This is a genomic window from Nocardia sp. NPDC050412, assembly GCF_044458825.1.
Classification (GTDB): Bacteria; Actinomycetota; Actinomycetes; order Mycobacteriales; family Mycobacteriaceae; genus Nocardia.
The window spans coordinates 667,544-679,272 of the sequence record NZ_JBITIJ010000001.1; the positions used below are offsets into that span (position 1 = coordinate 667,544).

General features: G+C 66.2%; 13 protein-coding genes. 7 read left to right on the plus strand and 6 right to left on the minus strand.

All coding sequences use genetic code 11. From position 1 onward, the window contains the following. The first annotated feature begins 88 nt into the window (after window positions 1-88). Complete coding sequence (locus ACIBI6_RS03135; protein ID WP_364340498.1) at window positions 89-661, plus strand: TetR/AcrR family transcriptional regulator; 573 nt, start codon at window positions 89-91, stop codon at window positions 659-661. A 21-nt stretch (window positions 662-682) separates the two neighbouring features. Here the strand turns inward: ACIBI6_RS03135 and ACIBI6_RS03140 are convergent, their stop codons facing one another. After that, window positions 683-2,029, minus strand: coding sequence for a CoA transferase (locus tag ACIBI6_RS03140; protein WP_396955134.1), 1,347 nt, complete (start codon window positions 2,027-2,029; stop codon window positions 683-685). Between the two features lie 44 nt (window positions 2,030-2,073). Between ACIBI6_RS03140 and ACIBI6_RS03145 the strand changes: the two genes are divergently transcribed. Both ACIBI6_RS03145 and ACIBI6_RS03150 read left to right on the plus strand, forming a co-directional pair. Then, complete coding sequence (locus ACIBI6_RS03145; RefSeq protein WP_364340502.1) at window positions 2,074-2,979, plus strand: dienelactone hydrolase family protein; 906 nt, start codon at window positions 2,074-2,076, stop codon at window positions 2,977-2,979. A 10-nt stretch (window positions 2,980-2,989) separates the two neighbouring features. Next, the gene (locus ACIBI6_RS03150) at window positions 2,990-3,763 is read left to right on the plus strand and encodes a thioesterase II family protein (protein WP_396955135.1); all 774 of its coding nucleotides are present in this window, start codon (window positions 2,990-2,992) and stop codon (window positions 3,761-3,763) included. Here ACIBI6_RS03150 and ACIBI6_RS03155 read toward each other — a convergent pair. The 4 genes from ACIBI6_RS03155 to ACIBI6_RS03170 all read right to left on the minus strand — a co-directional run bounded on the left by ACIBI6_RS03155 (window position 3,703) and on the right by ACIBI6_RS03170 (window position 7,965). Beyond that, window positions 3,703-4,092 (minus strand): DUF2784 domain-containing protein, encoded by a 390-nt coding sequence (locus ACIBI6_RS03155; protein ID WP_364340506.1) that lies wholly within the window; start codon window positions 4,090-4,092, stop codon window positions 3,703-3,705. The genes ACIBI6_RS03150 and ACIBI6_RS03155 overlap by 61 nt on opposite strands. Window positions 4,093-4,123: 31 nt before the next feature. Beyond that, a complete protein-coding gene (locus ACIBI6_RS03160) occupies window positions 4,124-5,593 on the minus strand; it encodes an SDR family NAD(P)-dependent oxidoreductase (RefSeq protein WP_364340508.1) in 1,470 nt (489 codons plus the stop codon). Window positions 5,594-5,697: 104 nt separating this feature from the next. Then, window positions 5,698-6,969 (minus strand): hypothetical protein, encoded by a 1,272-nt coding sequence (locus tag ACIBI6_RS03165; protein WP_364340510.1) that lies wholly within the window; start codon window positions 6,967-6,969, stop codon window positions 5,698-5,700. Window positions 6,970-7,029: 60 nt separating this feature from the next. Then, the gene (locus ACIBI6_RS03170) at window positions 7,030-7,965 is read right to left on the minus strand and encodes an alpha/beta fold hydrolase (protein WP_364340512.1); all 936 of its coding nucleotides are present in this window, start codon (window positions 7,963-7,965) and stop codon (window positions 7,030-7,032) included. Window positions 7,966-8,073: 108 nt separating this feature from the next. On the opposite strand from ACIBI6_RS03170, the gene ACIBI6_RS03175 reads away from it, so the two are divergent. The 3 genes from ACIBI6_RS03175 (at window position 8,074) to ACIBI6_RS03185 (ending at window position 10,271) form a co-directional block, all read left to right on the plus strand. Then, on the plus strand, window positions 8,074-8,259 hold the full coding sequence (locus ACIBI6_RS03175; protein ID WP_396955136.1) for a hypothetical protein: 186 nt from the start codon (window positions 8,074-8,076) through the stop codon (window positions 8,257-8,259). Window positions 8,260-8,470: 211 nt separating this feature from the next. Next, window positions 8,471-9,616 (plus strand): acyl-CoA dehydrogenase family protein, encoded by a 1,146-nt coding sequence (locus ACIBI6_RS03180; protein WP_396955137.1) that lies wholly within the window; start codon window positions 8,471-8,473, stop codon window positions 9,614-9,616. Beyond that, window positions 9,600-10,271, plus strand: a complete 672-nt coding sequence (locus ACIBI6_RS03185; RefSeq protein ID WP_396955138.1) for a TetR/AcrR family transcriptional regulator — start codon at window positions 9,600-9,602, stop codon at window positions 10,269-10,271. The genes ACIBI6_RS03180 and ACIBI6_RS03185 overlap by 17 nt, the downstream gene beginning before the upstream one ends. Before the next feature lie 14 nt (window positions 10,272-10,285). Here ACIBI6_RS03185 and ACIBI6_RS03190 read toward each other — a convergent pair whose 3' ends face one another. Then, entirely contained in the window at window positions 10,286-10,654 is a 369-nt protein-coding gene (locus ACIBI6_RS03190) for a hypothetical protein (protein WP_396955139.1), read from the minus strand. Between the two features lie 312 nt (window positions 10,655-10,966). Here ACIBI6_RS03190 and ACIBI6_RS03195 point away from each other — a divergent pair, with 312 nt between their 5' ends. Beyond that, window positions 10,967-11,716 (plus strand): DUF4190 domain-containing protein, encoded by a 750-nt coding sequence (locus ACIBI6_RS03195; RefSeq protein WP_364340523.1) that lies wholly within the window; start codon window positions 10,967-10,969, stop codon window positions 11,714-11,716. The last annotated feature ends 13 nt before the right edge of the window (window positions 11,717-11,729 follow it).

Sequence of the window (11,729 nt, forward strand, 5' to 3'; positions counted from 1 at the left end):
GCTCGAACGAGTGTGTCAGACATATGTCTAACACGTGGTTGGCACGAATGTCTAGTACAAATGTCTTAGCGGTGTGTAAGCTGAGGTCATGGGAAACCGAGAAGACCTATTGGCGGGAGCGCGTAAGGCCATCATCGAACGTGGCGTGGCGAAGACGACCGCGCGCGATATAGCGGCGGCGGCGGGTGTGAGCCTGGCCGCGATCGGCTACCACTTCGGTTCGAAGGATCGGCTGATCACCGAAGCGCTCGCGGAGGCGCTCGGCAACGATATCGGCGACCGGATGGAGGCGCTGGTCCGCGCGGGCAGCGGGCAGCCGCCCCTGGAGGCGTTCACGCAGATGTGGAACGCGATGCCGCAGGTCTTCGAGGACAACCGGGACGGCATGCTGGCCAGTCTGGAGAATCTGGTGCGCGTCGCGCGGACGCCGGAATCACGGACGTACATGGACGAAAGCCTCAACGGTGCATACGAGGACATCGCCCGAGCTTTACGGGAATCCCGTCCGGATCTGGACGCGGACACCGCCCTGGCGATCGCCGAACTGTACTTCGTGCTGACCCAGGGACTCGGCATCCTGTGGACGATTACCCACGGCGGGAACCTGCCTGACGGCGCGCGGCTGGCCAAGGCCATCGCGGCCCTGGCCGGTGAGTCCTGAGGGCATCGACCAGCGCGAGTTCTACCGGGTGTGCAGCGGCCACACCGGCCGGTCAGCACCGTACCGCGGTGCGGGCCACGCGTAATCCGGATACTCGGCGAGCGCCGGCGCGGCGGTGGTGACATTGCCGTGGGTGACCGCCGCCATCGGACTCGGCGGCGCGGCCTGCGGATGACGCGGGGCGCGGCCGGGCGCATTGAGGAGCCAGGATGCGGTGCGCGCCAATGCGACTCGGACATCGCGCCCGATGCCGTCATGTGCGCGGGCGACCAGTGCGTCGATCACACCGGCCGCGAGCAGATAGCCGGAGGCGTGGTCGAGCGCCTGCGCGGGGAGCGTCCCCGGTACCGCGGGTGCACCCTCGACGATCGAAATTCCGGCGGCGGCCTGCACGATGCTGTCGAAACCGCGCCGCCGACCCCACGGGCCGGATTCGCCCCACGCCGATATCCGACCGTGCACGAGGCCGGGTCGACGGGCGGCGGTGAGTCCGGCGTTTTCCAGCGCGCCCGGTCGATATCCGGTGATCAGCACATCGGCGGCGGCGAGCAGCTCGTTGACCTGCGGCAGGTGCCGGTGCAGATCGAGCAGTGTGGAGCGTTTGCCCTGGCAGGTGTCGTGGTACTGCCATGGGATCTCCGATAGGTGCGGCGGGTCGATCCGCATCACCTCGGCGCCGAGCAGCGCAAGGGTTCTGGTCGCGACAGGTCCGGCGATCACGCGCGTGAGATCGAGTACCCGGACCCCACGCAACGGCTGCAACGGCGATGCGCCGATCGGCAGGCCGAGCTCGCCCTGGTCGATTCGGGTGTCGATCGCCACCACTGGACCCGATGCGGCGGCCTGGCCCTGCGGACTCTGCGCCCACTCCTGCTCGGAACGCACCTGGACCGCGATGGCGCCGTGCGCGGCCGCATGTTCCTCGATATCGCTGGCCCGGCTCATCGCCATCTGCGCGACCGCAAGATCGACGGGGGCGTCGTCGGGCAGGCCGAGCGAGGCGAGCAATCGCGCGCGGTGATGCGGATAGTTGACATGGGTGCGGACCCAGCCGTCGAAGGTGGGAAAGAATCCGGACAGATCCGCGAATATCTTGGCGGGCGCACCGCCGACGCGCAGCAGGCGTTCACTGGAGAAGGCGGCGGTGATCCGTACCGGGTCCAGCCGGTGCAGCACCGGATTGAGATGGTGTGCGTCGCGGATTCGGTTCGCCGCGGCCGTCACCACGGCCACCGATCCGGCGGCCAGCGCCCAAACCGGTAGCGTCGCAGCCAAACAGCTGCCCGGATCGTCGGCGGGTACGATGCCGGAGGCCGGTACACCGATTCCGGCCTCGTAGTCGCGGACCAGCTGTTCGTGCGCAATCACGAGATCGAGAGTAGTTGTTGTGCCGCAGTAGTAGGGTCGTGGCCATGACGCCGCTGCAGCGTTATATCGCCGAAGAGATAGCCACCGACCATGCCGACGGATTGATCGGTCGCCGGGAAGCACTGCGCCGACTAGGAATGCTCGGCGTCGGCGCCACCGCCGCGGTCGCATTGCTCGCCGCGTGCTCCAGCAGCGGCGACCAGGCGAATTCCGCGTCGACGGGCTCGAAACCCGGGGCGTCCTCGGCCCCACCGGGTACCAGCGGCGCGGTCCCGGCCACCTCGATCACCTTTCCCGGACCGGGCGGTCGCCAGCTACAAGCCGCATGGGCGGCCGCGCCACAGCCGCGCGGCGGCGTGCTCGTCATCCACGAGAACAAGGGACTCACCGACCACATCCGTTCGGTGACAGCACGTTTCGCGGGAGCCGGATACTCCGCACTCGCCGTGGACCTACTGTCCGAACGCGGCGGTACCGCCGCCTTCACCGATCCGGCGGCGGCCACCGCCGAACTCGGCAAGATCGCACCGGAGCAGTTCATCGGCGATCTGCGGGCTGGAATCGCCGAGCTGGAACGGCGGGTGCCGGAGCAGAAGATCGGTGCCACCGGCTTCTGCTTCGGCGGCGGTCTGGTCTGGTTGCTGCTGGCCTCGGGTACGCCGGAACTCGCTGCGGCGACACCGTTTTACGGACCCTTCCCGGAGAACGGGGATCTGTCCGGTTCGAAGGCAGCGGTACTCGGGATCTACGCCGCCAAGGATGAGCGGGTGATCGCCTCGCGTCCAACCGCGGAGGCGGCTCTTGACCGGGCAGGTCTCGTCCACGAGATATACGTCGCACCGAATGCGGACCACGCCTTCTTCAACGACACCGGACCTCGCTACGACCCGACCGCCGCCGCTGAAGCGTGGCAGCGGGTCCTGGATTGGTACGGCACATATCTCGGGTGAAATTCCGACGGTGAAGGAGATCGACGTGGGCAAGGCCATCGCCGCCACGGACTGGCTGCGGGTGTTGCGCGCACATCCCGCGCCGAGCCGGCAACTGCTGTGTTTCCCGCCCGGTGGGGGAGCGGTCACGGCGTATCGGGCACTGGCCGAACGGTTCGACAATGGGACCGCCGTCGCGGCTGTGCAGTATCCGGGTCGGCAGGACCGGCTCGATGAGCCCACCATCGGCGATATGGACACCCTCGTCGATCGGATCGTGGACGAAGTGCTGAATCAGGGCCCGGTGGAACAACTTTCGCTGTTCGGTCACAGCATGGGCGCGACCGTGGCCTTCGAAACCGCACGCCGCCTGGAACGCAAGGGGCAGTCGCTCATCGCGCTGTTCGTATCCGGCCGTCCGGCACCGACTTTCGTAGAGCCGGGCCGCCTGCATCTCGGCTCCGACGACGATCTGATCGGTGATCTGGAGCGCCTGGCAACCGATCCCGCGTCCGTCCAGATCCTGCGCGACGAACCGAGTCTCGCCGAACTGGTACTGCCCGCGGTGCGCAGCGACTACCAGGCCATCGAGACCTACCGCTATCGCGAGGGCGCCTCGCTGTCCTGCGCTGTGTCGGCCCTGGTCAGCACTGAAGATCCGACGATGACGCCGGAGCAGGCCGAGGAATGGCGCGAACACACCACCGGTTCCTTCGACCGCACGGTCTTCCCCGGCGGTCACTTCTACCTCGACGACAAGGTCTCCGAGGTCGCCGACCTCATCGTCCGCACCCTCCAGGCATAGCCCACCCACGACACCACCACGCACACCGCGACCAGCCCACGCACCAAACCCAGCGCACTCTGCGGGTAGATCACCCCGGTCAGATAATGGTCGATGAACCCGCTCGGCGGCAGCCCCGCCATCCCGGCCCGATGTCGCGCCCAATTCTCTAAATACGTGAGCGGACAATCGAATCCGAACAGCACCGTGCTGAATCCCCAGCCGAATGCGATCAGATGCAGCCAGATGGTGCGCGGCCACCGCCACGCCACGAACCCGCCGACCACCACGTACACCACGAATACGAAATGCACCGCGGCGGTGGCATCAGCCAGCAGCCGATACACCATATGCCCAGCGTAACCCTGGGCACTGCGTCGATTACCAGGGTGAGGGCTGGTAGTCCTTGAGGAAGCAGCCGTAGAGGTCGGTGCCGGCTTCGCCTTGGACGATGGGGTCATAGACGCGGGCGGCGCCGTCCACCAAGTCCAGGGGGGCGTGGAAGCCCTCTTCGGCGAGGCGGAGTTTGGTGTAATGCGGGCGTTCGTCGGTGATCCAGCCGGTGTCGACGGCGGTCATGAGGATGGCGTCCTGTTCGAACATTTCGCGGGCGCTGGTGCGGGTCAACATATTCAGCGCGGCCTTGGCCATATTCGTATGGGGGTGGCCGGCACCCTTGTACGCGCGGGAGAACTGGCCCTCCATGGCGGAGACGTTCACGACGTATTTGCGGCTGGCCGCGGCGGCGGCCATTGCCGGGCGCAGCCGCGAAACCAGAATGAACGGCGCCACCGAATTGCACAGCTGGACCTCGAGCAGTTCGGTCGGGTCCACCTCGGCAACGGTCTGCACCCAGCTGTTGGTGTGCGCCAGATCCGGCACCAGACCACCGGCATCGATGGCGATACCGCGCGAAATGCGTTCCGGTGTGGCCGATCCCGCGACCAAGGCCAGTTCCGCCACGTCAGCTGAGGACAGCGACGGCGTCAGTGATGCGGTGAGTGCGGTGGGGTGCGCCTGCATGGTCTTGCCGAAGGTCACCACATCCGGCAGCACACCCGCAGGCAGCGGATCGGATTCGGCCTCGACCAGCGCGCTGTACGCGCCAGGGGAGCGGCGCACGGTCTGGGCGGCATTGTTGATCAGAATATCCAGCGGCCCCTGTGCCGCGACATCATCAGCGAGCGCGACCACCTGGGCCGGATCCCGCAGATCGATACCGACGATGCGCAGCCGGTGCAACCAGTCGGCGCTGTCGTCCATGGCGGCGAAGCGGCGGATCGCATCGTTCGGGAAGCGGGTGGTGATGGTGGTGTGCGCACCGTCGCGCAGCAGTCGCAGCGCTATATACATGCCGATCTTGGCGCGACCGCCGGTCAGCAGGGCGCGCCGTCCGGTGAGATCGGTACGGGCGTCCCGTTTCGCGTGGCTGGTGGCCGCGCAGTCCGGGCACAGCTGGTGGTAGAACGCATCGACCCGGGTATACCGCTGTTTGCAGACATAGCAGGGCCGCGGCCGGATCAGCGTGCCCGCGCTCGCGCCCGCCGCATTCGAGGTCAGCGGGATGCCGGCGGTTTCGTCATCGATGCGATTGGGTGAACCGGTCGCGGTCGCCGCGACCACCGCACGGTCCGCCTCGGCGACCGAATCCCTGGCCACGGTTCGCTTGCGCTGCTTCAATTTCTTGAACATATGGCCGACGGCGCGCTGCACCGTGACCGAAGCCGGATCGTCCTTGTCCAACTGCCCGGCCTGCTCCAGCACCCGCAGGCAGATCGCCAGCTCATCGGGGTCGATGGCGGTGCCGCTCGGCGTTGGTGCGGTAGACGTCGACGCGGTGTTCTCGACCATCGGAATGCGGGTTTATCCTTCGTGAACTGGGAGGTTGACCCAGTCATTGTCGCATTCGAATGCGGACCGGTCGGCGCGGGCGGTCCGCACCGACCGGATGCCACCTATTTGCGCAGCTTGCTCATTGTGGAGGTGGCCGTCTTCTTCAGCAGATCGGTGACCTCGGACGCGCTGAGGATCTTGCCCGGGGACTTCGACGAACTGGACGAATACTGCGACCAGCTGATGTGGTAGGTGGTCCAGCCGTCGCGCATGGCCAACGAGATATCGGCCGTCGGATCGTCGGACTTGTGCTTGCCGGTGATCACATACGCCTCGTCGCCGAGTCCGGAGATCTTGTCGACCTTCGCGTCCTTGCCGTATGCGCTCTGGGTCCAGGTCTCGTACGACGCGGTGAATTCAGGTCCCGGATTGGTCTGCTTGTGCACCTGCGCGCTGGTGTAGATGGCGGCGTAGTCGTACTTCTCAGTCGAGCCGGACGGAGTGAAGCGGACATCGCACCCCATCGAATCGACCGCGGCGTGCTTGGAGCCCTCGTGCTTCGGATAGGTATTGCCTGAGGAATCGGTCTTCGACAGCGTGAAGCCCGCGCTGGTGTAGGGCGAGGTGTCGGTGAGATCGCAGAGATTGGCGACATACTTGTAGCCGCGCAGATCGGCATCCTTGCTGATATCGGCCTTGCCCGCGTCGAACGCGCCGATCGCGAACATCGCACCCGCCCACACCGCGGAGGTGACGACGACCGCGCCGAGCGCCCAAAGCCAGCCTTTGCCGCCGGGTTTGGGCGGCTGTTGATATCCGGGTGCGGGTTGCGGGTATCCGGGCTGTTGGAAACCCGGTGCAGCCTGCGGGAATCCGGACAGGGGCTGCTCGAATCCGGGTTGTTGGAAACCGGCTTGCGGGTATCCGGGTGCGGCCTGCGGTGTTCCCGGCTGCGGATATCCGGGTGAGGACTGGTGATATGCCGGTTGCTGATATCCGGTCCCCGACTGGTGGCCGGGGGGTGTGGCTTGCGGGGCCCCACTCTGCTGGTATCCGGGTGCGGCCTGCGGTGTCCCCGGCTGCGGATATCCGGGTGAGGACTGTTGGTATCCCGGTTGCGGATATCCGGTCCCCGATCCGGCGGGCGCGGTCACCGGCTGATCGAATGGCTGCCGCACCATCGTCGGATCAGCGGGTTGCTGCTCCGCCGGGCTCTGCGGTCCGGCATCGCCTTGCGGTCCCACGACCGGAACCGCGGGCTGCGATGGCAACTGATAACCCGGCTGCCCGACCATCGTGGGATCCGATTGCGAATACTGCGGTCCCTGCTGCGGCTGTTGCTGCGCCCACCATGCGTCGTTGGGCTGATTCTGTTGTTCCCCCGGTCCGGTCATGCGCGCAAAGTACCACCCCGTCGGATTTCCCGGCCACCCACCGTTGGCGGGCATCTGCGATCACTGCGGGATGCTGGCGTTCGCGGCGTGCAGATCCTCGACGAAGTTCGCGATGGCCTCGGCGACGAGCAGCGGTTCGGTCACCGGCAACCAGTGATCGGCCGGAATCGGGCAGCGCCACAACCGATCCACCCACCGTGCGCTGCCGTAGTAGAGGAACGGCGGCACCAACACATCGGTGGTGTCCACAACCAACTGCACCGGCACCGCGGTGCTGCGCTCACGCGGCCGCAGCAGATGATGCGGCAGATTGGCCACGGCGATCCGTGCGCCCGCGGCCAGATCCGCGCGCCAGGTCGGGGCGATCGGCGCGTACGTGCGGGCGACGCCGCCGAGCCATTCGATCAACCAGGTGCGCACCCGCGGTGGATAGGCGATCCGTCGCGCTGCGGTCTGGGCCGTTCCGACGCCGTGCCGCCAGAATTTCCGGTCGGCGATCAGCTCCAGCGCTCGGCGTGGTTGGCCTGCCAATTCGCGCAGTGTCATGCCGACGTGATCGAGATTCGGACCCGCTACGGCAGTGAACGAGGCGATCCGGGTATTGGCACGCGGGTCGCAGACCGCCTCCCAGACTTGCACCGCACCCCAGCCGTGTCCGCAGACGTGCACCGGCCGCTTCGGGCTGACCGCATCGATCAGCGCGAAGAAATCATCGGCCAGTTGATCGAGTCGGTAGTCCTGCGGCACAGCGGGTTTCGCCGATTCACCGTGTCCGCGCACGTCATAGGCGATGACTCGGAAGCCGTCGGCCAGCAGCGTCGCCACCGCGGACCAGACCAGATGGGTATCGGACAGGCCGTGCACCAAGACGAGGGGTTCCGCACTGCGCTCGCCCCATTCGAAGACGGCCAGCTCGCTATTCGCGCCGAGCACCGTGGACCGGCGGTATGGACGTTGAATGCCGGTCGGGTCGGGGGAGTCGAGCGGTTCGGTCATCTGCTTGCCTCGATCGATGCGCTGAATGCTGCGTGTGTACCGCCGGTACGTGATCCGATACTGACAGTACGCATTACCCGAATCAATGGGACGAAACCACGATGGGCTATGTGGCTGGGTGATGCGGATGCCCGCCGTCCCGACGGCACCGACGAATTCGTCGAGCAGGCAACCGAATTCGTCTGGCGGCTGATCGACGGATTCCTGCGCCGTCAGGGCATCTCGGCCGATCCGGATTTCCCGAGCTTCACCTCGCTCGCGGCCGTCAACCGAGCCCGGCGGCCGACCGGCTGAATCGCATTCCGCGCCCTCGTAAAGCCAACTCGACCTGCGGCGTATCCGCTTTGTTGACATTGTGCCAATAGTTCGCCAATCTGATGTCGAGACGCGGGTGCGACAGGCCCGCGCCCGCGGCAGGAGCGACCGGCCCGAAGGCGATAGCTTGCGTGACCACGTAGGGCCCCGCGAGTGCCGCAAATTTGACACCGAGCAAAGGATTTCTGCGATGGCACGCGCGGCATGGAGTGACAACGAGGTCGAGGCGGTCCGGGAGCTGGCGCGAAACTTCTTCGAGAAGGAAGTCGTCCCGCATGAGGAGAAGTTCGTCGCACAGGGGCATCCCGATCGCGCGCTGTACAACCGGGCCGGTGAGCTCGGCCTGCTCTGCACCGCGATCCCGACCGAATACGGCGGCGGTGGTGGCACTTTCGCGCACGAGGCCGCCATCATCGAGGAACAGGCCTTCGCGGGTGACGGCTCCATGGGCATGGCCGTGCACACCTCGATCATCGCGCCGTACATTCACCACTTCGGCACCGAAGACCTCAAGCAGCGGGTGCTGCCCAAGGCCGCGACCGGGGAGATGGTGTTGTCGATCGGCATGACCGAACCGGGCACCGGCTCGGATCTGCAGAACATCAAGACCCGCGCGGTCCGCGAGGGCGACGAGTACGTCATCACCGGCTCGAAGATCTTCATCACCAATGGCTGGCTCTGCGACGGCATTCTCATCGCCGCCAAGACCGATCCGAGCAAGGGCGCGGCGGGCGTCTCGCTGATCTTCGCCGAGGTCGGCGACGATACCCCGGGCTTCAAACGCGGCCGCATCCTGAACAAGATCGGTGGCAAGGCCCAGGACACCGCTGAGCTGTTCTTCGACGGGCTACGCGTGCCCGCGTCGAATCTGCTCGGCGAAGCCGAAGGGCAGGGTTTCTATCAGATGATGCAGATGCTGGCCCAGGAGCGACTGGTCACCGGCATCCTCGCGGTCGCCATGATGGAGCAGGCGGTTGACCTGACCGTCGAATACACCAAGGGGCGCGAGGCCTTCGGCAAGCCGTTGTTCGCTATGCAGAACACCAAATTCGAGATGGCCGAATGCGCGACCATCGCCAAGGTGAGCCGAATCTTCCTCGACGATTGCATCAGCAAACATCTGCGCGGCGAACTCGATATTCCCACCGCTGCGATGTCGAAGTACTGGCTCACCGATCAACTCGGTATTGTGGTCGATCGCTGCCTGCAACTGTTCGGCGGCTACGGCTACATGACGGAGTATCCGATTTCCCAGCTCTACACCGGTGCCCGAGTGCTGCGCATCCTCGCGGGCAGCAACGAGGTAATGAAGGATCTCATTGCCAGGTCACTCTGAGTTCACCGCTAGCGATCGCTCGCGGGTCGCTCGAAACAACACCGAGGCGCAGCCACGCAGGCGCAGGCTGGAACCGGACGAGCGACGCGCACAGATCCTGGAGTGCGCGATCGACATGTTCGGCGAGCGGCCCTACGCGGCGGTCTCCACCGCGGAGCTCGCGCAGCGCGCCGGGGTCGCGCGCGGGCTGATCAACCATTACTTCGGCAATAAGCGCGACCTGTATCTCGCGGTCGTGCGCCGGATGGTCACCCTGCCGCGCCTGGACGATATGGTCGCACCGACCGGCACCGACCGGGAACGTGTCGAGGCGAGCGTGCACTGGCTGCTGGATGTGATCTCCGAACACGGCAGCACCTGGGTCAAGGTGACCAGCCATGAGGGCGTCGGCGACGATCCGGAGGTGCAACAGATCCTGGATCAGGCCGATGACGCGGCCGCCGAGCGGATGCTGCTGATGGTCGGGCGCGCGGAATCGGCACACAGTGCGCAATTGCGTGCCATGGTCCGCGCATTCGGTGGTCTGGTGAAAGTCGCGGGCCGGGAATGGATCACCCGCGGCACCCTCACTCGCGGGCAGGTGCACGTGCTGCTGGCCGACATGCTTATGACATTGGTGACCGAGACCATGCCGAAGGTGGATCCGGGGCGCTGACGTTGCGGCGCGGGCTATTTCGGCAATTCCGAAAGGCTTTCACCGGGCGCGAGCCTGCGTTCGGTGGCGCTGTAGCGGACGGGCCGCATATGGCCCGGCGCGTGCCCGGTGCGACCGTACTTCAGCTCGATCACTTCCTCGCGGCGATGCTCGACCAGCAGTGCGCCCACTCCGGTGATCCACAGTGCGGCCGTCACTATCGCGCCGATCTGGGTCCAGCCGATGAAACCGTAGCCAGCGGCGGTGAGGGTGCACGCCATGGCGACGACGCCGAGCAAGCACAGAATGATGCCGGGAACGTTGTAGTCGTCACCGAGTAGATCGCCCGCGTGGGAATGCCAAGGGCGCGATTGTTTTCCTCTCGAACCGGAGCCACCGCGCATGGCTGCCTCCTGTGCCGAAATCGCCGCATAGATAGGTTCCGGGACCAGCATGTACCTCTATGGCGTAGCGCGCGAGTGGTGTTTGCCGGTTTGTTACTCCACTGCTCGAACCGCACCGTACCGAAACCGTTCACCCCGCTGACGAGGACAGGTGAGTTGACATGGCGGCTTTCGCGATTACGGTTTGATGACGATCGATCGGCCGTTTCGGATGATGTTGCGGCCGTCGGCCCCTATCCTTTGTCGGTATCGGGGCGGGTCCGGGCAGTTCGAGGTTCCTGCGCGGTTTTGTGGTGTGGAAGAGGGACCTGGATGGCACGGACGGATAACCGTGAGCGCGAGCGCTGGCCGGAGGCGCAGCCGGAGGAGTACGAGGCGGAGACCGGAGCGATCGGTCGGTGGCCGGATACCGATCCGAACGACCGCTGGCCGGAGGTGGAGCCGCCGACCCGGCGGGCTCCCCGGGCCGGTCGACTACGGGTCGAGGTTCCGCCCATCGTCAACCCGTATGCGATCGTCGCCTTGGTGGCCGCGCTGCTCGGCCTCTTCCCGGTCGCGATCGTGTTCGGGTTCATCGCGTTCAGCCATCCGCGCGGTAAGACCATGGCGGTCTGCGCGCTGCTGCTCGGCGTGATCGAGGTGGTCGGTATCGCCGGATATGTCGTGCTGTCCGGCGGCAACTTCTCCGACGCGCTGTCCGGGATGAACCGGACCCCCGTCGTATCGAGTGTCGCGCTGCCCTCCACCATCTCCCAGACCGCCGTCGTGCAGCCCTCGGTCGCGCCGACCGTCATCACACCTCCGCCCACGTCGACGAGCCAGGTGACCCCGAAGAAGGGCACGGTGTGCACCGAGCCGGGTCGCATCGGTACGGGGGCCGACGGCACCACTCTGCTGTGCCTGGCCAGTGGCGGTGTCTACCAGTGGAACGGTCCGTACACCGTGGGCGGTACCGTCGCGGAGCCCGGAACCAAATGCGACGGTTCGAGCAAGAGTGCTCGCACGGCGGACGGGCGCGCGGTTACCTGTGAGAGCAAGGTGTGGGTGCTGTGGACCGAATAGCGGTCCGGGCCGC